At 67.6% G+C, this 24,141-nt stretch carries 22 protein-coding genes and 1 pseudogene; 13 read left to right on the top strand and 10 right to left on the bottom strand.

Annotation, left to right across the window (positions count from 1 at the left end; genetic code table 11):
- The first annotated feature begins 44 nt into the window (after positions 1-44).
- Together OG574_RS46685 and OG574_RS46690 are read left to right on the top strand one after the other, a co-directional pair.
- Positions 45-710 (top strand): hypothetical protein, encoded by a 666-nt coding sequence (locus tag OG574_RS46685; RefSeq protein WP_326778243.1) that lies wholly within the window; start codon positions 45-47, stop codon positions 708-710.
- A gap of 39 nt (positions 711-749) precedes the next feature.
- Positions 750-1,343, top strand: a complete 594-nt coding sequence (locus OG574_RS46690; protein ID WP_326778244.1) for a hypothetical protein — start codon at positions 750-752, stop codon at positions 1,341-1,343.
- Positions 1,344-1,484: 141 nt separating this feature from the next.
- Here OG574_RS46690 and OG574_RS46695 read toward each other — a convergent pair whose 3' ends face one another.
- The 5 genes from OG574_RS46695 to OG574_RS46715 all read right to left on the bottom strand — a co-directional run bounded on the left by OG574_RS46695 (position 1,485) and on the right by OG574_RS46715 (position 5,976).
- A complete protein-coding gene (locus tag OG574_RS46695; protein WP_326778245.1) occupies positions 1,485-2,246 on the bottom strand; it encodes a hypothetical protein in 762 nt (253 codons plus the stop codon).
- A gap of 139 nt (positions 2,247-2,385) precedes the next feature.
- Positions 2,386-2,928, bottom strand: a complete 543-nt coding sequence (locus tag OG574_RS46700) for a DUF6197 family protein (protein ID WP_326778246.1) — start codon at positions 2,926-2,928, stop codon at positions 2,386-2,388.
- A 370-nt stretch (positions 2,929-3,298) separates the two neighbouring features.
- Positions 3,299-4,113 (bottom strand): IS5 family transposase gene (locus OG574_RS46705; protein ID WP_326778247.1). Its coding sequence is split into 2 segments (ribosomal slippage): positions 3,299-3,771 and positions 3,771-4,113, totalling 816 coding nucleotides; the frame shifts between segments, so codons are not numbered across the junction.
- 38 nt (positions 4,114-4,151) lie between these two features.
- Complete coding sequence (locus tag OG574_RS46710; RefSeq protein WP_326778248.1) at positions 4,152-4,340, bottom strand: hypothetical protein; 189 nt, start codon at positions 4,338-4,340, stop codon at positions 4,152-4,154.
- Positions 4,341-4,431: 91 nt separating this feature from the next.
- Positions 4,432-5,976 (bottom strand): chromosome segregation protein ParM, encoded by a 1,545-nt coding sequence (locus OG574_RS46715; RefSeq protein ID WP_326778249.1) that lies wholly within the window; start codon positions 5,974-5,976, stop codon positions 4,432-4,434.
- A 746-nt stretch (positions 5,977-6,722) separates the two neighbouring features.
- On the opposite strand from OG574_RS46715, the pseudogene OG574_RS46720 reads away from it, so the two are divergent.
- Positions 6,723-6,887 (top strand): annotated as a pseudogene (locus tag OG574_RS46720) (IS5/IS1182 family transposase); the annotation flags it as partial.
- Between the two features lie 379 nt (positions 6,888-7,266).
- Here OG574_RS46720 and OG574_RS46725 read toward each other — a convergent pair.
- Complete coding sequence (locus tag OG574_RS46725; RefSeq protein WP_326778250.1) at positions 7,267-7,899, bottom strand: GNAT family N-acetyltransferase; 633 nt, start codon at positions 7,897-7,899, stop codon at positions 7,267-7,269.
- Between the two features lie 260 nt (positions 7,900-8,159).
- Between OG574_RS46725 and OG574_RS46730 the strand changes: the two genes are divergently transcribed.
- The 5 genes from OG574_RS46730 (at position 8,160) to OG574_RS46750 (ending at position 11,928) form a co-directional block, all read left to right on the top strand.
- Positions 8,160-8,303 carry a hypothetical protein gene (locus OG574_RS46730; RefSeq protein ID WP_326778251.1) on the top strand — a complete coding sequence of 48 codons (144 nt, stop codon included), beginning with the start codon at positions 8,160-8,162 and terminating at the stop codon, positions 8,301-8,303.
- 35 nt (positions 8,304-8,338) lie between these two features.
- Positions 8,339-9,592, top strand: a complete 1,254-nt coding sequence (locus OG574_RS46735) for an IS256 family transposase (RefSeq protein WP_326778252.1) — start codon at positions 8,339-8,341, stop codon at positions 9,590-9,592.
- Positions 9,589-10,065, top strand: a complete 477-nt coding sequence (locus tag OG574_RS46740) for a GNAT family N-acetyltransferase (protein ID WP_326778253.1) — start codon at positions 9,589-9,591, stop codon at positions 10,063-10,065. The genes OG574_RS46735 and OG574_RS46740 overlap by 4 nt, the downstream gene beginning before the upstream one ends.
- A 242-nt stretch (positions 10,066-10,307) precedes the next feature.
- Complete coding sequence (locus OG574_RS46745; RefSeq protein WP_326778254.1) at positions 10,308-10,712, top strand: ribosomal maturation YjgA family protein; 405 nt, start codon at positions 10,308-10,310, stop codon at positions 10,710-10,712.
- A 250-nt stretch (positions 10,713-10,962) separates the two neighbouring features.
- On the top strand, positions 10,963-11,928 hold the full coding sequence (locus OG574_RS46750) for a serine/threonine-protein kinase (protein ID WP_326778255.1): 966 nt from the start codon (positions 10,963-10,965) through the stop codon (positions 11,926-11,928).
- A 92-nt stretch (positions 11,929-12,020) separates the two neighbouring features.
- Here OG574_RS46750 and tnpA read toward each other — a convergent pair whose 3' ends face one another.
- Positions 12,021-12,452: an IS200/IS605 family transposase gene (gene tnpA, locus OG574_RS46755; RefSeq protein WP_326778256.1), complete on the bottom strand. Its 432-nt coding sequence runs from the start codon at positions 12,450-12,452 to the stop codon at positions 12,021-12,023.
- A gap of 26 nt (positions 12,453-12,478) precedes the next feature.
- Here tnpA and OG574_RS46760 point away from each other — a divergent pair, with 26 nt between their 5' ends.
- Entirely contained in the window at positions 12,479-13,798 is a 1,320-nt protein-coding gene (locus OG574_RS46760; protein ID WP_326778257.1) for an RNA-guided endonuclease InsQ/TnpB family protein, read from the top strand.
- Between the two features lie 121 nt (positions 13,799-13,919).
- The gene (locus OG574_RS46765) at positions 13,920-14,060 is read left to right on the top strand and encodes a hypothetical protein (protein WP_326778258.1); all 141 of its coding nucleotides are present in this window, start codon (positions 13,920-13,922) and stop codon (positions 14,058-14,060) included.
- A gap of 503 nt (positions 14,061-14,563) precedes the next feature.
- Here OG574_RS46765 and OG574_RS46770 read toward each other — a convergent pair.
- On the bottom strand, positions 14,564-15,685 hold the full coding sequence (locus OG574_RS46770; RefSeq protein WP_326778259.1) for a PP2C family protein-serine/threonine phosphatase: 1,122 nt from the start codon (positions 15,683-15,685) through the stop codon (positions 14,564-14,566).
- Positions 15,686-15,979: 294 nt separating this feature from the next.
- Between OG574_RS46770 and OG574_RS46775 the strand changes: the two genes are divergently transcribed.
- Positions 15,980-17,008: a helix-turn-helix domain-containing protein gene (locus tag OG574_RS46775; RefSeq protein WP_326778260.1), complete on the top strand. Its 1,029-nt coding sequence runs from the start codon at positions 15,980-15,982 to the stop codon at positions 17,006-17,008.
- A gap of 239 nt (positions 17,009-17,247) precedes the next feature.
- A complete protein-coding gene (locus tag OG574_RS46780; RefSeq protein WP_326778261.1) occupies positions 17,248-20,637 on the top strand; it encodes a S8 family peptidase in 3,390 nt (1,129 codons plus the stop codon).
- 671 nt (positions 20,638-21,308) lie between these two features.
- On the opposite strand, the gene OG574_RS46785 is transcribed toward OG574_RS46780, so the two are convergent.
- Both OG574_RS46785 and OG574_RS46790 read right to left on the bottom strand, forming a co-directional pair.
- Positions 21,309-21,668: a DoxX family protein gene (locus OG574_RS46785; protein ID WP_326778262.1), complete on the bottom strand. Its 360-nt coding sequence runs from the start codon at positions 21,666-21,668 to the stop codon at positions 21,309-21,311.
- 192 nt (positions 21,669-21,860) lie between these two features.
- Positions 21,861-22,355, bottom strand: a complete 495-nt coding sequence (locus OG574_RS46790) for a cupin domain-containing protein (protein ID WP_326778263.1) — start codon at positions 22,353-22,355, stop codon at positions 21,861-21,863.
- A gap of 80 nt (positions 22,356-22,435) precedes the next feature.
- On the opposite strand from OG574_RS46790, the gene OG574_RS46795 reads away from it, so the two are divergent.
- Positions 22,436-23,287: a LysR substrate-binding domain-containing protein gene (locus OG574_RS46795; RefSeq protein ID WP_442816914.1), complete on the top strand. Its 852-nt coding sequence runs from the start codon at positions 22,436-22,438 to the stop codon at positions 23,285-23,287.
- Positions 23,288-24,141 lie beyond the last annotated feature (854 nt).

The following is a 24,141-nucleotide window of genomic DNA, read 5'->3' on the forward strand; positions in this document are numbered from 1 at the left end:
GCCCGCGGTCGGCGATCCCTCGGGTACTGGGTAGCGTCAGCCTGGTGAATCTCAACCTCTTCAACGATGTGCCTGATGGCCTGACTCAACGAGCCCGGTCCTTCGTCCGCGCGCACGGCGTCAAGGTCGACATCCGGCCCATCGAGGAGCACAGGCAGTGGTGGCTTGAGCGAGACATCCCGGCGGCGGTCATCAACCGGATGGCGGCCTATGAAGAGCAGTGGGGTGGCCTGGTACTGCCACCCTCGCCGCAGTATGACGGCGGACCCAGGTACCTCGAAGCGGACTCGCCCGAGGGCTCAACCTTCGATGGCTGGTGGTTCGAAGCCGGGATGCAGCGGACCGCCGTCCCGTACTCATTCATGATCGGGCCGTCCGGTGAGTTCGGCATTCACGCAGGTCGGTGGGTGCCCCTCCATGCCACCGTCGCAGGCTGGGTGGAGTCGCTCGCACTGACCCACCACGTGTCCGTGTGCGCAAAGCAGATCCTCAAGGTCACCGGCGACGATGTCGATCGCATCGTGCTGGACGGGTACGAGCCAGTGCGCGAAGTGAAGGGCCTGGCCGACACCTGGTGGCGGGGAGCCGACTCGCTTGTGACGATCTATTCAGGGGAGGCCGAGGCTCTCTCCTTTCCGCGGGGCCGCACTGCGTTGATCTACTCCGGCTTGGATGAGTGGGGTCTGCGAGGAGGCGTCAAGGACAGCTAAGGCTGAGGACGTCAGGAGCCCTTGGTCCAGAATCAGGGCATGGACGTCCCCAAGCTGCTCGAAGCCGCGGCCCTGCTTGTCCCCGAGGAGATCACCACAGAGAACGACATCACGGTGCGGGACGTCTGGGAGCACCTCCGGGAAGACGAGTGGGAGGTGGCCCTCGGGCTGCTGGAGGAACTCGGCGACGCCCATTCGCTCCCAGTCAGCTTCTGGGAGACCCTGGCCACCGCAGCCGAGCAGATGCGACTGGAGAGGAGCGCGGCCTGGTGCCACTGGCGCAGCTACGAGACCTGCAACGGCATCATCCGAGCCAACCTCACCCTGCGGCCAGCCTCCGAAGCTCGACGGCGAGCCCCCTTTGACGGTGCCGGCGTTCTGCGACCGATGTGGAACATCGGAAATCGCACCTCGACCGGCGAACCCGCCCTCAACCTCGCCCGACTCTGGGTGAAGTTCATGCCCTTCCTGGAGCCCGGTGGGCAATCCTTGGTGCGCCTCGCTCCTCTCGACCCATCCCAGTGGCAGCACCTTGAGCCCGGACAAGTGATCACGATGCACGAGGACCGATCCGTCGCCGGAATGGCCGTCGTCTTGGAGACTCAACCCCCTGCGACGGCGGCCACCGAGTAGAGCGAAGCGGCTGACCTTCGGCTGCTGCGCCAAAACGGAGACTCCCTTGCTCGGGGACAGGGGGTGGTGCGTGAGGCCGGTAGGCCTGTCCGAGCCCTCACCGCAGGTGCGGTGAGGACCAGGCAGGTGGACCGGAAGATGTCAGTGCTGCGGGCGGGGTCGCTGCACGGTGCCGTGGAGCTCGCCGAGCGGATCGGCATCCTTCTGGCTGGGCGGGTTGATCTGCGGCTTGATCGTGGGCGCGTTGAAGACGTGCACGCTGGGCAGCAGTCGCAGGCCGCGCAGTGCGAACAGCGAGGCGAGCCCCCAGGCGAGGGCGGCGATGGCGACGCTGAGGGTGCGGTTGGCGGGCGGGACCGTGACCCAGATCGCGGCCGCGGACGCCGCGCCCCACGCTGTCCAGACCAGGCGGCCGATGGTGCTGCCCGCGAACCCGGCGAGCAGCCCGTACAGGCCGGCGATCTGCCAGAGCGTGTAGATGGTGGAGCCGGAGATGGCCATGCCTGCTGACCGGCTGGCGATGTACGTGCGGATCGGCTGGTCGATGACGCCCCAGATCCCGGACGAGGTGTCGGTTCCGACGTCGACCGTGGGCGCCGCGAGCAGCAGGTGGCTGATCCAGTGCGTGATCGTGGTGAAGGCCGCGTTGACCAGGACCAGGGCGATGGCAGCGCCGGTGGGCAGCAGGATGGCCTTGAGCCAGTTCGCCATGTCCCATCCGGCGCGCGGTGCGTGGCGGACGTCGCTCCACACGGAGTGCAGGACACCGCCCTCACGCCAGGTCTGTTGCCACATCTGGCGGGTGCGTGTGGCGAGGGAGGCGAAGAACGACGGCTGCGTCGTGTCCACGGCGGGCTGGGACTTGGGCGTGTGGCATCGGGGGTGTTCAGGGTGCTGAGGCATGGAACTCCTTCGAGGAGGGCTGGAGGTGGGGCGGGCGGTGTGCGGGCAGGCCGGACGGCCTGGCCCGTGTCCGCGCCCCTTGATCGGGGGCCGGGCACGAGGCAGGTGAGCCGGAGAAGCCGGGGGAGGGGCGGTTGGGTCAGCAGCCGCGGGCGTCGGCGAGGGCGACGGCCTGGTCGAGGATGCGCAGGGGGGTGCGGGGCCCGTTCCAGGCGTCGTTGAACGACGGGACGGAGGGGACGTCGTCGCCGAACCGACGGCGGATCGCGTCCATCAGGACGTCGACTGCGCTGGCTTCCAGGCCTCGGTCGCCGCCGGCTGCGGCGCGGACCGCGCCCAGCAGGCAGCGGGATCCGTCGGTGTCGACCATGACGTTGCGGCACCAGCCTTCGGCTTCCAGGAGCTGGTGGGCGCGGTGCAGGAGGACGGCGACCGGGGTGCGACCCGTCTGGGGGCAGCGGTGCGGGGTGAGCGGCACGGTGACGACGTCATCGAGCTGGACCGGGTCGAGGGGGATGTGGTGGGTGTTGACCTCATAGGCGACGGCGGCCTCGTTGAGACGGGCGGTCATGAGGGTATTGGTGAGGGCGAGACGCTCGTCGAGCGTGAGAGGCGCGGGCGGCGCTTGGGGCGCGGCAGGGGCAGAGGCGGTGTCGGTGGGAGGCGCCGGGGTGGTGGGCACGGGTGGGCTCCTGGCGGGCGTGGCGAAGGGCGCCGCCGGCAGAAGGTCGGCGGCGTTGACAGGCGCGGTGCGCAGCGGCCCTTGGATGCCAACTCGACTGTCTGGCAGTCCTGTTGTTGTGGAGCGTGTTGGCGGGCAGCCTTGAGGCGGAGCTGACGGGAGGCACAGGGTGAACTTCGTGTTCGTGTGCGGCTGGTGCGATGAGGAATGCGTGGTGTTCTGCCGTCGGACCGGGCTTTGGGGCAACAGGTTCGAGGACCCGGAGACATTCGACTGCTGGAACTGCGACGGTTCGAGCACCACGCCGTGGGGTCCGTGGACGCCCGCCTGAACGAGCGCGCGCGGAGCGGGTTCGGGCTAAGACCGTGTCCTACATGGTGAGCGTGAGGAGTCGTTTGTAGCTGCAGAGGGCGGCGGCGAGTCCGAGAAAGGCCAGGTAGTTGGCGGGTTGGCGCTCAAAGCGGTGGTTGAGTCGGCGGTAGCCGGACAGCCAGGACATGGTCCGCTCGATAACCCACCTGCGGCGGCCCAGTCGTTCGCTGGACTCGACTCCTTTGCGGGCGATACGCACGCCTATGTGTTTGCCCCATAACCATCGCCGCAGGTGGGGGATGTCGTAAGCCTTGTCGGCGTGCAGGCGCGTGGGCTTGGATTCGGTCGCGTGGGAATCGTGTCCCATGTGGAAATGGGACAGCATCGGCTTCAGCGCGAGGCTGTCGTGGGTGTTCGCTGCGGAGATTCCCACGCGTAGGGGCAGTCCGTTCGCGTCCGACAAGACGTGCATCTTGGAACCGGGCTTACCCCGGTCCACGGGGCTCGGACCTGCAAGTTCGCCCCCTTTTTAGCCCGGACGTGGGCAGAGTCAAGGACTGCTCGTGAGAGGTCCACCAGGCCCTGCTCGTCCAGGCGTTGAAGAACTCTCTGGTGCAGCCGGCCCCAGACACCGGCACGGGACCAGATGACGAACCGGCGGTGCACGGTCGACTTCGACGCCCCGAAGCACGGCGGCAAGGCCCGCCAGGCGCAGCCGCTGACCAGGACATAGATGATCGCGGCGAAGACTGCCTCGTCATCGATGTTCGCTACGCCACCACCCTGCGGCCGCACCCGCGCCGCCGGCAGTAACGGCTCGGCGATCTCCCACAAACCATCCGGAACAATCCAGTCCCATTGCCCACTACCCATAGAGGGCGCCTACCCCAACTCGCCATGTAGGACACGGTCTAAAGGCTGGAGATGAGTCCGGCGACGGCGCTCAGGCCGGAGTTGATGGCTGGGGCGATGCCGGTGCTGGCGAGGGCGAAGCCGAACAGGGCGCAGACGGTGGCGCCGCCGATGCGCACGCTGCCGAAGCGCAGCAGCAGCACGACGACGACGGCCAGGAGCAGGGTGAGGGACAGGGATACGGCCACGGCGTTGGGTCTCCTTGTGGTGTGCAGCAGCCCGGCCGCTCGTAGGTGAGTGGCCGGGCTGCTGTGGGCTTGGGGGAGCGGGGCGGGTCGCTCAGGCGTCGGTGAGGCTGCGGATGGCCTCGAGGGCCTGGCGCGCGGAGGTGACCTGAGCGCGCTTGCTGGTGGACTTGCGCTTGCGGCCGCCTCCGTCGCCGTCTTCGTCCTCGTCGGGCTCGGGCCAGAACTCGCCCGGGTCCGGCGGGCGGTTCCAGTCGCCCCACAGGCCGAGCTTCTCCAGCTCCGAGATCTCGTGGTCGGTGAGCCGGTTGATCTCGCTGGGGAACAGGTCGGCGAGGTCTTCGTCGAAGTCCACGTACAGGGCCTTCATGAGGACGGCGCGGCCGTTGTCGAGGACGACGACGGCGACGCCGCCGGTGCTCACGCCGTTCTCGGGTTCGGCTTCGCCGGCCATGGCCCGCTCGATCGCGGAGCCTTCCTTGGGGGCGTAGCGGGCGGGGATGGTCGGCACGTCGTAGGCGTTTTCCATCGTGCCTTCAGCCGCCTTGCGGGTGGCCCCGGGGCTGCCCATGTTGAAGATGACCGGACGGGAGTTCTGGCGCAGGTTGTCCTTCATCTCCGTGGAGAACCCGTTGTGTGCGAACGGCGACTGGCCGGCCGGGTTGAAGCCGATGCCGTACTTGAGGCCCATGACGGTCAGGGCGTCGCCGTCGGCCTGGATGAACTCGCCGAAGGTGGGGTCCTGGCTCGCAGTCATGAACTCATCCGCATACACGTTCAGTTGCTTGTAGGGGCAACGGTCGTCGCCGGGCTTGTAGTCGTGCGGCTTGCCGTCGTACGCCCATGGCATCTCCGCCCGGATCTGGCACAGTGCCTTGGCGGCGCGCAGCTGGCGCGCCATGTAGATCGGGCTGATGCCCTGGCGGTCGATGTGCTCGCCCAGGGTGGTCGTCTTCTCGTCCTTGAAGCACGAGGACAGCCATACGATCTGTCCTGCGTTGGACTCGGCCACCATGGTGACGGCGAAGAACTGTGTCTTGCCGCCGCGGGTGACGCCGAGGACCAGGCCGTGTTTGGCGGCGTTCTTGTCGTGCTGGAAGACGAAGTTGTGCACCGGCTGGCCGGTGATGCTGAACCCGGACACGTACATGCCGGTCTTCGGGTCCGGCGTGAGCAGCTTGCGGGTCGCGGGGAATTTCGGGGACAACGGCGGCTCGTCGAACACGCTGATCAGGAACTCGGTGCCGTCGATGAGCACGAACGCGCGGCTGTCGTCTTCAGGCAGGCCCAGGCCGCGCAGGACCTTCAGCAGGTCGATGCGCGGGGTCTCCGTGGTGTCGGCCATGCGGCCGCGGTAGAACTTCACTCGCCGCTTGTCGTCCCGGGTGACCTTGACCAGTTCGGTGCCGGGGGCGCCGCCGCGCGGTCCGGCGATGCGGTCGGCCCACTTCTCCTTCGCGGTCGGAGCCTGGCGGCGTCGCTTGGCGGCCTCCGGGGTGATGTGTACCTCCGCCCAGCCCGGCCCGCCCTGGCGGCCCTGGGTCGGTACCACCGAGTCGATGCGGATGATGTCGGGGTCGTCGTCGACACCGACCGCGGCGGCGATCCTTCGACCGATGAGCCTGGCTCTTGGCGACAAGATTCTCGAGTGTGGTGCGCACGACGGTCGAACTTGCACCGCCTGCACAGCAGCTTCGGATACCACAGCCCCGCCGACTATGAGACCGCCCTCGCAGCCTGACCACCACACCAAGGGTGTCCTCTGTTGGCTCGACGAGGCATCTGGGGGAGGGCCGTCCAAGCAGGACTGCTGACGGCACCGAGGAACTCGCTAACGCTCACCCGCTGTCGCCCCCGCGCTGGCGGGGATGGTCCGACGACGTTCCGAATCGTTCAGCGCGTGGACGGGTCGCCCCCCGCGCCTGCGGCGCTGGTCGAGAACCTTGCCGCCCCTCTACGCCATCCTCGACGATCGCTGGATGACCCTCTATCTCTGGCTTCCCGTCGTGTTCGGGGTCTGTGCTGTGCTCTTGTTGGTCACGTTGGTGCTGCGTCGCCGCTGGGACGCGATCGCGCCGGACCTTGCCGTCGTGTTGGCGGCCGGAGCCTGGTTGATGACAGCGGTTCGGCATTGGCACTGGTGGCTATCCTGCCCCGCGGTGGTGCTGTTGCTGGTTGGTGGCAAGGCGTGTGGGAGGCATCGCGAGACATCAACGACGGAGAGGCGACGAGGTTGGCAGAGCCTTGACGTCCGATGCCGGCCGCCGCCTGGTCGACGACGTCACCCCGAACACACAGGCCGTTGATCGCTTCGCCGCTGAGACTGTCGACCGGATGACCTCGACGCACCGCAGCATCCTGTGGGCTGTCGACGATCGGTACCGCGGCACCTGTCGGCGAAGGCCCGCCAAGCTCCACGGCGACAAGGGCTACGAATACGACCACCTGCGCCGATGGCGCCGATCCCGCTATGAGCGCAAGGCGGAACACTTCCTCGCCTTCGCCGGAATCGCTGCCATCCAGATCTGCTACCGGCGTCTGGTCAGGTAGACAGCCGACCGCTCCCCAGCGTGTCCCGAAGCGGAACGCCGACGCTCGTTGTGAACGACGTGCCGCAGTCCTGCACTCGCCCCAGGCCAGTCAAGCTGGCGAGATTGTGCAGCCTCTACGGTGGGGGAGAGGACCTGGAGGACCTGGTCGCCGATGTTGCCTATGCGGATGGTGGGCTTCCGGGAGGGCGCGCCCGAGGCCACGATTCTGAACTCGACAAAGAACCAGATGAGTTGCGTATCTGCGCCAGGGCTGGACGGCCGGACCTGGCCCGCTGGCGTGGCGGCACCCGCCGACGGAGCCGGAACGGTTCGTACATACGCTGATCCTGACCAGCGCGGCGGACTCGATCTTCCGTTGAGCTCTCCAGGCCGTCGAGTCAGGGGCTGATGGTGGTCCGGCCGAGGTAGGTGACAGGCCCGGGGTCCGGGACGGCGATCTCGTGGAATCCGACGCGGTCGTAGAAGGCGCGGGCTGGGGTATTGCTGGTGACCATGGAGAGGTGGACCGCCGTGACACCCTTGGCGTGCAGGGCAGCGAGGAAGGCATTCATGAGCTGCCGCCCGTACCCGCTCCGCTGGTGGGAGGGCAGCAGGTCGATGTGGAGATGGGCCGGGTAGGCATCCAGTTCCGGGAGCACCATCCGTTCCGGGCGGTGCATCAAGTCGGTCATCACCTCGGCCGGGGTAGACGGGGGTCGTACGGGGGCGGGGTAGCGGTCCGTCAGGCCGGGGAGCCACTCGGAACGGTAGCGGGCGACGAAGGATGCGGTGTCGGCCGTACCGACGATGTAGCCGACGACCCGTCCGCCGTCCTCCACGACGAAGGCCAGGTCCGATTCGAGGACCACGTAGGGCGCGGCGAAGATGTTCGGCAGGAGCGCCGGGTCCGGGTAGAGGTGGCGGGCATCGCCGCCCTCGTGTCCGGTCCGTACACAGATGTCGAAGAGGGCATCGCGGTCCTCGGGGCGGTACGGGCGCAGACTGGCCCGGGAAGCCGGCAGGGGAGTCATGGCGCCGATCTTTGGGGGTTCGGGAGTGAACCCGCAACTGTGTTTCACGGGGAGACGGGCTTCTCACGCCAACGGCTGTCAGCTGGGAGCGTGTAGGGCAGCGTCAGTGAAGACGTGGTGCGCCGATCTCTAAGACGGTGTCCTACATGGTGAGTTTGAGGAGCCGTTTGTAGCAGCAGAGGGCTGCGGCGAGGCCGAGAAGGACACCTCAGGCGCTCAACGTGTCAAGCTGCGGCGGCGAGGTCGACGGGGAAAGCGGTGTGTTCGTCGAACGGTTTGCGGTGCTGGAGGCAGTGGTAGAGCTGGCCGAGCATGCGGTTGAAGAGGTGAGCAATGCTCAGATCCTGTGGATCGGCTCGGGAGCGCGTACCTTCCCGAGTGATCGATCGACTGGTATCGAGTAGGCCGACGTCGGCGCGTCGGTCGGGAAGGCACGCCCGTGCTCACGGTAGTCAACGACGATGGCTCGACGCGAGATGGATTCCTGATCGACGAGATCGTGCGGGAGGGCGCCCGGCGGATGCTGGCCGCCGCGCTGGAGGCTGAAGTCGACGCATATATAGCCGAGTTGGCCAGCGAGAGAGATGGTCAGGGGCATCGGATGGTGGTCCGTAACGGACACCATCAGCCGCGGAAGGTCACCACGGCATCCGGGGTGATCGAGGTGAAAGCGCCGCGCGTGAACGACAAGCGCATCGACGCGGCCACGGGTGAGCGCAGACGGTTCTCCTCGGCGATCCTGCCGCCCTGGGCCAGGAAGTCCCCGAAGATATCCGAGGTGCTGCCGCTGCTCTACCTGCATGGCCTGTCCTCCGGTGACTTCGTGCCCGCGCTGGAGCAGCTCCTTGGCAGCTCGGCCGGGCTCTCGCCCGCAACCGTCACACGCCTGACCGCGCAGTGGCAGGCCGACCACACCGCCTTCGGCGAGCGCGATCTGTCCGAGGCGGACTACGTCTATGTCTGGGCCGATGGCATTCACCTGAAGGTCCGCCTGGAGCAGGCGAAAGCCTGCGTTCTGGTGCTGATGGGCGTGCGCGCGGACGGCACCAAGGAACTCATCGCGATAGCCGACGGCTACCGCGAGTCGTCGGAGTCCTGGGCGAACCTGCTGCGGGATGCCGCCCGGCGCGGGATGCGCGCTCCCGTCCTCGCGGTCGGTGACGGAGCCCTTGGCTTCTGGAAGGCCCTCGCCGAAGTGTTCCCGGCAACCCGCCCGCAGAGATGCTGGGTTCACAAAACCGCAAATGTGCTCGACAGTCTCCCGAAGTCGGCCCAGCCGGCGGCGAAGAAGGCGATCCAGGACATCTACAACGCCGAAGACCGCGACCACGCAGCCCAGGCGGTGAAGGTGTTCGCCAGGCAGTACGGCGCGAAGTTCCCCAAGGCTGTCAAGAAGATCACCGACGACGAGGACGAGCTGCTGGCGTTCTACGACTTCCCCGCCGAGCACTGGGTCCACCTGCGCACCACGAACCCGATCGAGTCGACCTTCGCGACCGTCCGCCTGCGGACCAAGGTCACCCGCGGCGCCGGCTCCCGCGCGGCCGCCCTCGCGATGGTCTTCAAACTCGTCGAGTCCGCCCAGGCACGCTGGCGGGCGGTGAACGCACCCCATCTCGTCGCCCTCGTCCGCGCCGGAGCCCGTTTTGAACGCGGCCAACTCATCGAACGCCCCATGGAGCGGGTGGCATGACGGCCATCGGTCTGCGGCCGGCCACCGCGGCGGACGAGGCGTACTGCTTCCGGCTGCACAAGGCCGCCATGGGCGCCTACATCACGGCCATCTGGGGCTGGGACGAACGGGTCCAAAGTGATTTCCACACCCGTGCGTTCGCCCGGGACCGGTGGCAGATCATCACCGCTGACGGCGCCGACGTCGGCATACTCCACGTCGAGCACCGGCCCACCGAGATCTACCTCGCGAGGATCGAGATCCACCCTGACCACCAGGGGCGCGGCATCGGCAGCCGACTCATCCGAACCCTCCTGCACCAGGCTCACCAGCACGGCCAGAACCTGACCCTGGACGTCCTCGCTATCAACCACCGGGCCCAAGCTCTCTACCAGCACCTCGGCCTGCACGAAGTCGCCCGGCACGGCGAGAACAACATCAAGATCAGGATGTCCACCAGGCCACCTCAGCACAGACCGATCCACAGATCTTGACAATGACTCTGAAGAGGTTCCTCTGGGCGGCTGCGTGCCAGCCTCCGTGCGCTCTTTGAGCCGTGACGCGTTCGCCCGCCGAGAAGCAGTCAAGCACCATCACCGTCATCTTGTGACGAGTCGCCTGCCACTCCGACATCCGGCCCGGTGAATGCCCCGTTCGCGCTGATCGTCGTCAGCCCGCACGGCCAGACTCGCGGTCAGCTGTCAACGCATCTCGCCCCGTGCATAAGCTGCCTACGATGAACAGACGGTGGAAGGCTCTCGGAAGCGCGGTGGTGACCGTCGCGGCAGGTCTCGCTGTCCGATCGTGGACTGGCGGGGACTTCGCGAAGTACGCAGGGGACGCCCTCTACACGGTGCTGGTGTGCGCCGTGGTTGTCCTGGCGGCTCCCCACCTACGGACCGGCATCGCCGCCGGCATCGCGCTGGGATTCAGCTGGGCCGTTGAGTTCACGCAGATTGCGGGCATCCCCGCTGTCCTGCAGCCGCTCCTCGGGTCGACCTTCAACGCGCCGGACCTGTTCTGGTACGGCGTGGGGGCAGCCCTGTGCTGGTGCCTCACAGCGAAAGAGCCGAGTCACAGAAACGTGCGACGACATTCAACGAATCCTGCAGCTACGGGAGTTCGGGTGGAAGAGCGCTGACGCCGTGAATCCGTGCTCTGTTCGAGCAGCGCCTGGCGAGGATCGTCTGCGCCTTGGGAGCAGTGATGTCCCACACCCCAACAGGACACGATTTCACCGCATCACACCAGTGCAGACGAGTTCGGCCCTCCGTGCAGGCGACTTCGGGCATTGACGCAGGCCTCGGTGACAGAGCACCAACCACCACCTATGAAACAGCGGAGAGCGCCGACATGATCTGCGCACACAACAGGACACGGACGATTCCGGGGTGACCGTGCACGCGAACATGACTATCCAAGACCGATATCAGTTGCAGCAGTTCCTCGGCGAGGGAGGCTTCGGGCAGGTCTGGAAGGCGTTGGACCGGACCCTTGACCGCGAAGTCGCCGTCAAATTCGCCACTGCCATTGCTCAGGACCCGAAAGCGGCCAACCGGTTCACTGCCGAAGCCCGGAAACTGGCCAGGCTGCATCATCGCGGCATCGTCACCATCCACGATGCCGGAACAATCGACAACGACGGCGCCCTTGTGCCCTACCTCGTGATGGAGCTGCTGACCGGCTCCACGTGGCAGACCGCACCGGTGGACTCGGTCGTGGAAACAGGGGCAAGCCTGGCCGAGGCGCTCGCGCACATCCACGAGAAGGCGATCGTGCACCGGGACATCAAGCCCGCGAACATCATGATCTGCGCGGATGGGAACGCCGTGCTGATGGACCTCGGTATCGCCTGGGACCTCTCCACCGCAACCACAGTCACTGCGGGAAGCTTCCCTGGTACCCCTGCCTACATGGCCCCCGAACAGCTCGCCGGACACCCCGCCACCGCAGCCTCCGACGTGTACGCGCTCGGCCTGGTCCTAGTCGAAAGACTCACCGGAAGGCGCGGCCCCGCCGCGCAGCTCCCCGCCACTGACCGCAGAGCGGTCGCACCGCACCTGCTCGCCGTACTGAACCGGATGACCGCTCTGGAGCCGGACGAGCGGCCCACCGCAGCCGAATGCCACGCGCTGCTACGCAAACCCACCCCGTCGTCCATCCACGCGCCGGGGGCGTCCCCCACGAAGACCGCAGCACACCTTCGCATCCTGCCGGCTGGCATGAGCCTCGCAACGACGCTGGAGCGGTTCGGCCTTCCTGCCGCCCTGGCCGTGCTGCTGGCCACAACGATCGAATCCCCGTTGTCCGAAGTGATCCATTACGGCTACGGCTTCCAGATATATCTCTACCTTTGATCTTGGCCAGTGCTCCGCCGTTTACGGCGGGGGGGAAGGCCATCTCAGGGCTGCTCTGACCCGCACGTTCGCACGGGTCCGCAGTGTTGTCCTCAGCCGGTGGGGCGCTGCTGGTTTTCGATGTACTGCTTGACGACGGTCAGCGGTGCGCCGCCGCAGGATCCGGCGAAGTAGGAGCCGGACCAGAAGTGTCCGCCCCACAGGTAGCGGCGGACGTGGCTGTCGTATTCCTGGCGAAGCCTGCGGGAGCTGACGCCCTTGAGGGAGTTGACCAGTTTGGAGAGCTGGACCTTGGGCGGATAGTGCACAAGCAGATGCACATGGTCCTGCTCGCCGTTGAACTGCTTGAGTTCGGCCTCGAAGTCGGTGCAGACGTCGCGCATGATCTCCTCGGTGCGCGTCAGCATGGCGTCGGTGAGTGCCTTACGCCGATACTTGGTGACGAATACCAAGTGGACATGCAGGTTGTAGACGACGTGACGGCCGGTGCGTACGTCAGGATTCGGGTTCCATCGTGGTGACATAAGCCAACTGTAGTAGGGTGATTGTCATGGACGAACTCGTGTGGGAGAAGCGGCAGTTGGGGCATCGCGCCCGGCTGGCGCTGACGCCTGCACAGGTCCGACTCATGGATGACCAGGCGCACGCGGCACGCGCGATGTGGAATCAGCTCCACGACCTGTGGCGGATGACGCCGAAGTGTCAGCGTGCTCTGACGCGCATGGATCAGACGCTGCGGCAGGCCCGCAAGGAGATCGACTGGTACGCGGTGCTGCCCGCGCAGGCCGCGCAGGCGGTCCTCAAGACGTACTTCCAGGCGTGGCGGAACTGCTGGGACGGGCGTGCGGACGCACCGAACTTCAAGGCCCGCTTCCGCACCGTCATGTCCGTGGACATCCCGCAGGGCCGGGATCTGCAGATCAAGCGAGTACACCGACGGTGGGGCCTGGTCAACATCCCCAAGGTGGGCCGCGTCCGCTTCCGCTGGACCAAGGACCTCCCCGTCGGCAAGCACGCCAACAAGGAGAACCGGATCACCGGGGCACGGCTGGTCAAAGACGGACTCGGCTGGCACATCGCCTTCCGTATCCAGACCCTTGAGCCCAAGCCGGAGCCCCACCAGGGTCCCGAGGTCGGTATCGACGCCGGGGTGAACCTGCCCCTTGCGCTGTCCGACGGCAGCCACCAGGACCACGACCGGCCGCCCCGGCTCCCGGACGGCACCGCCGACCGGGACAAGTGGCTGAACCCGGATGAGAAGGCCAGACTGCTTCGCCTGGAACAGCGGGCCGCGCACCGCAAGAGCTTCCGCAAGCCGAAAGAGCGCAGCTCCAACCGGCTGCACGCCACCTACGACCAGATCAAGCAGCTCCGCGCAAGAGCCACGCGCCGAGCAATCGACTGGCAGCACAAGACCACCACCGCCATCGCCAAGCAGTACGGCACGGTCGTGGTGGAGCAGTTGCAGATCACGAACATGGTCAAGTCCGCCAAGGGAACCATCGAGAACCCGGGGAAGAACGTCGCGCAGAAGTCCGGCCTGAACCGTTCCATCAGCCAAGAGGCGTGGGGCCGCACCGTGACACTGCTGACGTACAAAACCGCCCGAAACGGCGGAACCCTGGTCAAGGTCCCCGCCCCGAACACCTCCCTGCGCTGCTCCGCGTGCGGATTCATCACGCCCGGCAGCCGCGAAGACCAGGCCACGTTCGTATGCAAGAACCCGGACTGCGGATGGTCGGCGAATGCCGACTGGAACGCGGCCCGGAACGTCTTGCACCTGTACCGGATCGGCCTCGTGACGATCCCGGCTGCCGGGAGGGCAGTCGTCAGGCGCACCCGTGGCGTCAAGCCCGCTGCCGCAAGGTAAGCAGGAATCTCCTTCCTGAGCCTGCGAAGGGAGGAGAGCACTTCAAGCCCTTGTGGTCCTCATCGTGTTGACGGCGGCGCTCACACCGCGCTCCAGAGGCCTGACACGCGGGACAGGCTACGTGGCCGTGGTGCTCGGCGCTGTCGGTGTCAACTTCATTCGGCCCGACAACCTGCCGCCCTTCTACCTGGCGACTGCCCTGATCATCGCGGCGTACTGCTTCCGCGAGATCAAGTCCCGCCGGCGGTCGGCGGGCGAATGAGTTCAGCGACCCTGCACCGCTGCGGCTGGCTGCTCGGCGGTGTCCGAGCGGGCGGCGAGGCACGGCCGCGGACAGCAGGTTGAAGGACCCTATCCGGACTCTAATCAGGGGCCAGCCGAAGCACGGCAGCCACCCGGTGCCGCTCCTCGCGCCTGCTGTATCCACGGCGTGAATCCTGCGTAGCGTGCGTGACTGGATCGCCGAGTACAGCGAGGCGCCGTCGGTCCGCGAACTCACTGCGGCCGTTGGCGTCTCGTCCCAGAGGCCGGCGAGTTCTGACTCCTTGGCGAGCACTCGGTCGAGTGCCTCGACAACATTTGTGCGGGCGACACCTGCCCGGCGCCTTCCTCATAGGGGCCCACATCAAGAAGCGGCCGTTGGTCTTCACGTAGTAGAGGGCGTCGTAGCCGAAGGTGCAGGCGAGCATCGCGATGTCGGACCCCGAGGTCATAGTGGCAGCGGTGCAGAAGGTCACCGACGTGCTCTTCGATGGCGCGACCTACTCAACGGAAAGGCGACCGCCGGATGGACAGGATCGCGACGTCGTCGTGCTGACCTCGTTCCCCGGCGAACGCGCTCGCGTCGTCAAAGAGGGCGTGTGGGAGGTCGGTGGGGGAGAGGGACACCCGCTCGGTGAGGCGTTCGGTGACGGGGTAGAACGTGCCGTCGGCGCCGCGGGTCTCGGTGAGCCCGTCGGTGGTCAGCAGCAGCGTTGCCCCGGCTGGGAAGGTGAACCGGTCGATGGTCACTGGTTCGGTGGCGAGTTCCGCGAGACCGAGGGGAACGCCGGAGTCGAGGGCGGGCGTGCTGATGGTGGCGTTGTGCAGCAAGTGGGGTGCGATGTGTCCGCAGTTGATGACTTGTACCTCATCGTGCGTGTCGATGTTGAGGATGAGCGCGGTGACGAACCGTTCGTCGTCGCCGCTCTGCGCGGCGTAGGAGTTGTGCCGTACAACAGAGGCATCGAGTGCGTCGACGAGCGCGGTCAGGGTCGTCTCCCGGTGGGCCGCTTCCCGGAATGCGCCGATGACCGCGAACGCGGCACCGACCGCGGGCAGGCCCTTGCCCTGGACATCGCCGATCAGAACCCGGGTTCCCCAGGGAGACTCGACGACGTCGTAGATGTCGCCGCCGACGAGCCGGTCCTCCTGTACGGGCTCGTACGCGCCGTCGACCAGGACGTCGTCGGTGAGCAGAGGCAGCGGGCGCAGGATGTGGCGCTGCATTGCCACAGCGGTGGAGCGCAGCCGCAGCATCTGGTCCTCGCGGCGGATACGGCGGTGGCAGGCGTAGACGGAACTCGCGCCCAGGGCGAGGGTGAGCAGCATCATGAGGCTCCTGTCGAGCCACGACCGCCCGTCACCGTGCCGGAGCAGCACGATGACGACGACCACCAGCGCGATCCACGCAGCCACGAACTTCGTCTGGCGCACGCTGCACAGCGCGGACGCAGCCGCCGGCAGGAATACAAGGAGCCCGAGAAGCCACACCGGGGACTCGGACAGGGCACCGAGGAGCAGCATCAGGAAGGTCATCGACGCGACGCCGATCACCACCTCGACGTTGCGCGGTGGTTCGATACTCTCGAAGGGTCGCGCGAAACGCTTCGGGTGCTTTTGCGGCACGGAACCTCCCGGGCAGGTGGTGTACTCCCCGTACGTTAGGCAGGCCCGGACGTGGGTGAGCCGCGCCCCGCCGGTCGATGCCTTCGTGCGGTGACCGGCGTGACCCGGGATCCGAGTCGGGGTGAGCGGGCCATGCGAGGCACACCGCTGGGCCGGGTGACTCAGATGCGTCCACAACAGGCACCGGACAATGGCGACTTCCTGACAGTGGGATAATGTCCGGCCGCGAAGAATCTGCTCGGTCCACCCGAGCCGAGCCAAGGCCAGACACGGCGGCCGCCGAGGGGGAGCTTGATGCTGCAGGCATTGGGATTGGGCCCGGACGAAGAGGCCGTCTACACCGCACTTCTGGCCCGTCCGACTGCCTCCGCGCAGGAACTCGTCCGGCAGACCGGACTTGAGAAGGCCGAGACCACCCGCATCCTGCTCGACCTGACGACACGTGGTCTGGTCGCGGTCACCACCGAGGCCGGGAGCGGGGTGTCCGACCCGGCCGAGTGTGTGTCCGGCAGCCGGCCCGCCCGCTACCGGCTCACACCACCCTCGGTGGCCCTGGCTCCGATTCTCGTCGAGCAGCGCAACGCACTGCACCGCGCCGAGACGGCGTTCTCGATGCTGACCGAGCAGTACCGCAGTACCGCCGCGCACCCCGCGGGCAGCGTCGTGGAGGTGGTCGTCGGCGTGGAGCAGGTGGCGCACCGGTTCCACCAACTGCAGCGCGGCGCCCAGCGGGAGTTGCTCGTCTTCCTCGTCGGCGCTCCCACCGCGGTGCCACGCGACGACGCCGACGTGTCGGAGAGTTCCGCCCTGGACCGCGGAGTCGACTTCCGTGTTGTTGCTGCCAAGGACTATCTCGACGGCCCCGACATGGCGCGGGACGTGAAGGCCGGGATCGCTGCGGGCCTCGAGGTTCGCCTTGCCGACTCGTTGCCGCTGAAGATGGTCGTGTCGGACCGGGAGCGTGCCATGGTGCCACTCGACATGACGGACGCTGGCGGTGAGCCGAGCGCCATCGTGGTGCACCGCAGCGGTCTGCTGACGGCCCTGGTCCATCTCTTCGAGAGGGAATGGGCCGAGGCCCGGCCTCTGTACGCCACCACCACGGGTGTGCGGGCGCAGCCGACAACCGATCAGCAGCCGACCGAGGGGGAACTGGAGGTGCTTGCCCTCCTGCTGGCAGGGATCTCCGACCGGCGTGCGGCCTCCCAACTCGGCCTTTCCATACGCACCGTGGAGCGACGGACACGCCGTCTCATGGACCTTGCAGGAGCGGACTCGCGCCTGCAACTGGGGTGGCACGCGGCACGTGCGGGCTGGCTCTGACGCCCTGACCGGTCCTGAGCGCCTCGTCGAGGTCGACGACCTCGACGACCTCGATCCGGCCGAGGATGCAGCGTGTGGCCCAGGTTGTTTCCACCGAGCTGAGGAACCCGGAGATGTGACCGTGTGTCGGAAAACCGACATGCGGGAAACCCGTCACGCGCGGCATCACTCCACGATCTGGATGTCTGCCAGGCTGCAGCGGCAGCACGGCATGTTCACGGTTTCGAGTGGGGAGATCCATGCGCTCCATAACGCGTATAGCCATGGGCGCGGCTACCGCCGCCGCCCTGGCCGTCACGGCGGTCGCGCCTTCCGGGGCGGCGGATACCCCGCCTGACGGTGCCTCGGGGAAAAGACCCGTCATCGGCAGCGGGGCCAGGGCGACGGGCGGCAAGCAGACGACGGTCACGCTCGTCACTGGCGACAAGGTGGTGGTGACCACCGACAGGTCGGGTCACAGCTCCGCGGCCGTGCTGCCCCGCGAGGACGGCACGCAGCCGATGGTGCAGACGTACCAGCTGGGCAAGGACCTCTACGTCTACCCCGAGGGTGTCTCCGAGGCGATCGCCGAGGGCAAGGTCGACGAGCAGCTGTTCAACGTCACCGGGCTCATCCGCCAGGGATACGACGACGCGCACACCGACTCGCTGCCGCTCATCGCCACCTACCGGAACAGTGTGGACGTCGCGAAGAGCGCGCCGGCGGCCCCTCGTGGTTCTGAGCGGGGCCTGAGCCTCCCGGCGGTGGACGGTGTCGCGCTCAAGGCGGGCAAGGACACCGCCGCCACGTTCTGGCGGGACATCACCGACGCCCGCTCACGTGCTGCCTCCCCGCTGAAGAAGCTGTGGCTGGACGGCAAGGCCGAGGCCACGCTGGACCGTTCCACCGCGCAGGTGCACGCGCCGGAGGCCTGGGCAGCCGGCTATGACGGCAAGGGCACCAAGGTCGCCGTGCTGGACACCGGCGTGGACGCCGAGCACCCGGACCTGGTGAGCCGGGTCGCCGCGTCCAAGAACTTCACGGACTCCAAGACCACCGACGACAGGGTGGGCCACGGCACCCACACCGCCTCCACGGCCGGCGGGTCCGGAGCAGCCAGTGGCGGCCGCAAGAAGGGCGTCGCCCCCGGTACCTCCCTGCTCATCGGCAAGGTCCTCAACGACCAGGGCTACGGCCAGGACTCCTGGATCATCGCCGGTATGCAGTGGGCCGTCGACCAGCAGGCCGACGTCGTCTCCATGAGCCTGGGCAACCCCACGATCCGCGACTGCGCCGACCCGATGGCCCAGGCCACGCAGCAGCTCTCGCAGAACACCCACACCCTGTTCGTCGTCGCCGCCGGCAACGCCGGTTCGGCCACCGAGACCGTCTCCTCGCCCGGCTGCGTGCCCGGCGTGCTCACCGTCGGCGCCGTCGACCGTGACGACACCACCGCGTCGTTCTCCAGCCGCGGACCCGTGGCCGTCACCCACACCCTCAAGCCCGAGATCGCCGCTCCCGGCGTCGACATCTCGGCCGCCAGCGCGGGCGGCCGCGGCGTCTACGCCTACCGCACGATGTCCGGCACCTCCATGGCCACCCCGCATGTCGCGGGCGCCGCAGCCGTCGTCCGCCAGGCCCACCCGGACTGGACCGCGCAGCAGATCAAGGCCGCCCTGGTTTCCTCCGCCCGCACCGGAGGCAAGGTCGCCGGCGCCGACCAGACCGGCGGTGGCGTCCTTGACGTGTTCGACGCGGTGAACCAGAAGGTGCTCTCCGCGCCCGCCGTCCAGGCCGGCAGCTACAACTGGCCGCAGGACGCCTCGGACCGCACCACCGTGCAGGTGCCCTTCACCAACACCGGCAAGAGCGACCTCACCCTGAGCCTGAAGGTCAGCGGTGTGCACGGCAACGACGGCAGCGATGTCCGCTCCGGCATCCTCAAGCCGGCGGAGAACAAGGTGAAGGTCCCCGCGGGCGCCACCGCTCAGGTGCCGCTGCGGATCGACCCCACCGCCCGTCTGACGGACGCCCAGTACGGTGCGGTCACCGGCAGGATCCTCGCCACCGGCGGCGATGTGCACGTCTCCGTGCCCGTCACGCTCTACGTCCAGCCAGAGACGATCACCCTTCGGGTCAAGGTCATCGACCGCAACGGCAAGCCCGCGGCCGGCCCCTCCTCACTGGACCTGGTCAGCCTCGACACTGACAAGGGTGAACGACGCAGCAACAACGGCGCGACCGACCAGACGTACAGCGTGCGCCCGGGCGACTACTCCCTCAGCAGCTTCGTGGGGAGCTACGACGCGGACAACGCGCCCGAGTCGGTCAGCTACCTTGCGAATCCGCAGCTGCGGCTCACCCATGACACCACCGTCGTCCTCGACGCCCGCAAGGCCCACCAGGTGAGCGTGCGTACGGACCGTCCCTCGGCGGTGACCAATACGACGCTCAGCTACGCCCGCACGTGGGACGACACCTGGCAGATATCCGGATCGATCATGGCCGGCAGCACCGTCCAGAAGTTCTACGCAGACATCGACGGACGTGCCGGGAACGGCACCTTCGAATTCCGGCCCACCTGGCGTGCGACCGGCTCCGAGGACGGCTCGCCCTACGTCTACAACCTGTCGTTCCCGACCCGGGGTCCGCTGCACTCCGACCAGGTCTACAAGCCCAAGGACTCCAAGCTGGCCCAGGTCACCGAAACGTGGCACGCCATGGGTAAGGAGGCCGACTACATCGATGCGATGTTCGTCCGCCCCGCCGGAAGCAGCGACGCCTACCTCCCCGTGAGCCCGTTCGGCTCGGTCCACGTGCCCGGCACCCGCACCGCCTACTACACGACCGGCGACGACGCCTGGTACCACGGCGCGATGACCAGCTTCCCCTTCGCCGCGTTCATGGGCGACCAGGAGCGCACCTACCGTGCCGGAGAGCGGCGCGCCGAGAAGTGGTACGGCGGTGCCCTGCGGCCTGCCGCGCCGCGCGACGCCGACGGCAAGCTGATGCTGGCCGCCGAGCGGCAGGGCGATCTGATCGGCTTCCAGAACGCGCTCTGGGTCGACGGATCGGGCGACCACTGGTCCTACGGCGGGTCGTTCGGCGACCTCGGCAATCTGGTGCTGAAGCGCAACGGTGAGCGGATCGCCGAAAGCACCTACCCGTACGACGTGTTCAAGGTTCCGGCTGAGGACTCCGCGTACGAGCTCACTCAGAACCTGTCCAAGATCCCGACCTCGGACCGGAACTGGCTGCGCTCCATGGATATCACCACCACCTGGAGCTTCCGCTCCCACCTGGAGCCGGACGTCTACTCGCGCGGCCTGCCGATCCTCTCCCCGGCGTACGACCTGCCGGTGGACGGCCTGAACACCCTGCCCGCGAAGAGCGGCATCAAGGTCGGCCTGTCGGTCGAGGGCCACGCCGGGTACACCCCGAGCGCGATCACCAAGGCCTCGCTGTCCTACTCCTACGACGGCGGCACCACCTGGATCCAGGCGCCGACCCAGAAGAAGGACGGCAAGTGGACGGCCGTCCTCGACCACACCGGTGCCGCCGGCAAGCAGGTCATGACGAAGGCCGAGTTCACCGACGCCAACGACAACGCGGTCACCCAGACCATCACCCGCGCCTACGACGTTCGCTGACCACACGGTCTCCCGCCGCTACCCGTACAGCTCGTGTGAGCCGTACGGGTAGCGGCGGCGCGCCAGCAAACAGTGTTCCAAGGGTTGAGACTGGTGGGCTCGCATGTTGAGGTGTCGCGTATTCCTCGGTGCTCGTGAGAGCGCTTTGGCCTGGGTCCGACTCGACCGCCACGAGTCGCGAACCGCTCGGCTTCCTATGCGGTGTCGCCGGCAGCATGCAGATGTGGCGGTTGCCGAACTCGGAGCGGTGGGTTGGTCTGACCATCGGCCAAGCTGACCCGGAATGGCCGTTCCAACTGCTGGCGGGCATCGGTGAAACATCCTCGCTGGACGGCAGGTGACAACTTCTGCGCCCAGGCGGAGACAACTGCCGTGTGGCTCTGTTCACGAGTTGCGACAGCAGATGCGCACTTCCCCGAGCAGCGCGTGGACCGCGGCGTGTTCGATGTGCATGAGAAATGGTTCTGGCTCAACTTCCGTGAAAACCATGCCGACCGGGCTCGTGCCAGCCTCTGGACGAGCCGCTGACCTGCCGGTTCGCCAGGGCCGCCAGCCTCGGACACCGAGGATCGGTTCGACTTCACGGAAGTTGTGCCAGAACCTGAGAAATGACAGCGGCCGTGGGGCGGTCGGCCCTGGAGTCGCATCCACCAGTCGAGGGCTGTGCTCGATCACAGCCGGGTGGCCAACCAGATGGTCACGGCTGCGGTAACAGTGAGTCCGGCGTTGAGCGCGATCCGGCGGTCTTCGCCCGTCAGGTGAACGGCGATCGCGCCGGTCTGCAGGAGTACGAAGCCGATGGCCGTGGCCGTCGCCAACGAGGGAGCGATGCCGGTCAGCTTCGGCAGGATCAGGCCGGTCGCGCCGAGTATTTCGACCGCCCCCAGCGCCCTGAGGGCAGGCAAGGGTATGCGGTCGACCCAGGCCATCATCGGCCGGAGTTGATCGCGGCTGCGGAGCACCTTCAGCGTGCCTGCGTAGAAGTAGAAGAGCGCGAGCAGTCCCGCGACGATCCAGTAGGCGATGTTCATCGTTCCCGTTCATGGGCCACCGGTACATGGGGCCCCGTCGATTGCGTCGCTTGCCACAAGAGCCCTCGTGAAGGCCTGGTCCGTCGTCCGAGGGACGCGGACACGCGGGTCGCCGCCGATGGCGATGGGCGGCAGCGCCACCGCTCTGCCGGTCCGAGGGAGGGTGGCCGGGCACATGCTGTGCCGTCGGCTTCAGGCGAGGTCGGTGGCGGGCTCGGTCGCGTAGCGGCTCATCGCGTCGATGTTGGCCTGTTGCGTCAGCGGCCGGCCGCCGGCGAGCGCCTCCTGGAGTTCTCGGAAGTACTGCACATACAGGTCGGGGGTGAATGTGCTGAGCATGACGGCGGGTTGGTCGGTCAGATTGGCGAAGGTGTGTGGGGTTCCGGGCGGAACCATCACGAGCGTGCCCGAGGCGGCGTCGTAGTCCTCGTCCCCGACGGTGAACCGCACGGTGCGGGAGAGGATGTAGAAGCCTTCGTCGTGTCGGGCGTGGCGGTGCTGCGGCGGTCCCTGGGTGTGCGGGGCGAGGACGGACTCGGCGATCGCGAGGCGGTGCCCGGTGTGGCTGCCGTCCTCCAGAATGCGCATGCGTGTGGTGCCCAGAACGATCATTTCGCCGTCGTCGGGACCCACCACCGACACAGCGGGGTGGGTCTGCGGCTCGCTGCTCTTCGCATCTTCGGTCATGCTTACAAGTGCACCGCCCCGCGCTGTCGGTGTCCAAGACCCATCCCGCGGCGCCGATACCTCGTGGGTATCGTTGCAGCGTGGAGCTACGGACCTTGCGCTATTTCGTGGCGGTCGCCGAGGAACTCCACTTCGGCCGGGCCGCCACCCGACTGCACATGAGTCAGCCGCCGCTGAGCCGGGCGATCAAGCAGCTGGAGGCCGATGTCGGGTCCCTGCTGTTCGTCCGCTCGCCTACGGGGGTCACGCTCACTTTGGTGGGCTCGGTGCTGTTCGACGAGGCGCGGGCCCTGCTCGACCATGCCGACCGCGTCCGGGTACGCGTGAGCGCGGCGGCCGGCGTCGCGACCCTCACCATCGGCATCCTGGGCGACGGCACCGACCCGGGAGTGGCCAGGATGGCCGCCGCCTACCGCCGAAGCCGCCCCGGCATCGACATCCGCATCCGCGACACCGATCTGACCGACCCGACCTGCGGGCTGCGCGCCGGAATGGTCGACGTCGCGCTGACCCGGGCGCCGTTCGACGAGACGGCCCTGACGGTGCGTGCGCTGCGGACCGATCCGGTCGGCGTGGTCCTGCGCGCCGACGATCCGCTGGCCCGCCGCGACGGGCTGCGGCTGGCCGAGCTGAGCGACCGCCGCTGGTTCCAATTCCCGCAGGGCACTGACCCCATCTGGCAGTCGTACTGGAACGGTGGCAGGCCGCGCGAGGGCCCAGTGGTGCGTGCTGTCCAGGAATGTCTGCAGGCCGTGCTGTGGAACGGCACGGTCGGCCTGGCCCCGCTCGGACACGACCTGCCGGCGCAGCTGGCCGTGGTGCCGCTGATCGACATGCCACCGAGCCGAGTGGTGGCGGTGTGGAACGAGGGTGACACCAACCCTTTGATCCCATCCTTGATCGAGATCGCGACAACCGCGTACCGTCACTGAGCACCGACGCCGTGATGTGGCCGAGTGGGGCGCCGACTCCCGAGGTCGCGCAGCTTTGATACGACACCCTCCGGGACCAGGGGATCGAGGGCGTCGTGTGCAAGCGGGCCTCTTCCCCGTACCGGGCAGGGCACATCTGACAGAAGGTAAGGCACTCTGACACGGTCGACGCGGACGTGGTCGGGTTCGTGGGGCCAGCGGCCAGGCCCCACCGGGTAGCGGTGCGGCTTCCCGACGGAAGCAGAGTCCTGTCGCAGGCGTTGACGGCCCTCATCGCTGCGGAAGTGGCACGCCACGTCGCGAAGGCCGGGACGGGCCGCAGGGCCCGCTCCTCTGGCGGCGAGCCATGCGTAACGACGTCGCATGGACTGTTGGTTGAGGTGCTGGCAGGTACACAACCCGTCATGCCGTGGTGACCGTGACGCACGTCCGATAGCTGCATATCGGGACCCGCGGGCGGGGCTCGATGAGTGCCGCGTGTCGTCCGTCGGTGCGGGGGAGTGCGCACCACGATGCGCACCACTGGATGGGAGTGCACGACATCGTGCGCACCGACGGCACAGTGAACGACATCCGATGCGTACCCTGGTGGGGAGTGCGCTGCATCGTGCACAACTCATCCCGCCGCACGCGCTGGTGCGCGCGCACTCCGGTGTGGTGCGCGGCGGTCGGCGCCCCGGCGGCTCTACGACCGCAAGTGGGACAGACCCTGGTGAGGCTGTTGAGGAAGGGAACCGCCGCACCGAAAGCGGCGATTCCGGTGAGCACTGCCTGCGCGGTGTTCGCGTCGGCGAGTGCGGTGAGGATTCCTGCGCCGACGCCTTTGAGGGTGCTCGCGATCAGGATGAGGGCGG

It is taken from the genome of Streptomyces sp. NBC_01445 (genome assembly GCF_035918235.1).
Taxonomy (GTDB): Bacteria; Actinomycetota; Actinomycetes; order Streptomycetales; family Streptomycetaceae; genus Streptomyces.

Coding starts and splice junctions, on each gene's coding strand:
- OG574_RS46690 (WP_326778244.1), top strand. CDS start 750: ATGGACGTCCCCAAGCTGCTCGAAGCCGCGGCCCTGCTTGTCCCCGAG.
- OG574_RS46695 (WP_326778245.1), bottom strand. CDS start 2,246: ATGCCTCAGCACCCTGAACACCCCCGATGCCACACGCCCAAGTCCCAG.
- OG574_RS46725 (WP_326778250.1), bottom strand. CDS start 7,899: ATGACTCCCCTGCCGGCTTCCCGGGCCAGTCTGCGCCCGTACCGCCCC.
- OG574_RS46740 (WP_326778253.1), top strand. CDS start 9,589: ATGACGGCCATCGGTCTGCGGCCGGCCACCGCGGCGGACGAGGCGTAC.
- OG574_RS46745 (WP_326778254.1), top strand. CDS start 10,308: ATGAACAGACGGTGGAAGGCTCTCGGAAGCGCGGTGGTGACCGTCGCG.
- tnpA (WP_326778256.1), bottom strand. CDS start 12,452: ATGTCACCACGATGGAACCCGAATCCTGACGTACGCACCGGCCGTCAC.
- OG574_RS46760 (WP_326778257.1), top strand. CDS start 12,479: ATGGACGAACTCGTGTGGGAGAAGCGGCAGTTGGGGCATCGCGCCCGG.
- OG574_RS46775 (WP_326778260.1), top strand. CDS start 15,980: ATGCTGCAGGCATTGGGATTGGGCCCGGACGAAGAGGCCGTCTACACC.
- OG574_RS46780 (WP_326778261.1), top strand. CDS start 17,248: ATGCGCTCCATAACGCGTATAGCCATGGGCGCGGCTACCGCCGCCGCC.
- OG574_RS46785 (WP_326778262.1), bottom strand. CDS start 21,668: ATGAACATCGCCTACTGGATCGTCGCGGGACTGCTCGCGCTCTTCTAC.
- OG574_RS46790 (WP_326778263.1), bottom strand. CDS start 22,355: ATGACCGAAGATGCGAAGAGCAGCGAGCCGCAGACCCACCCCGCTGTG.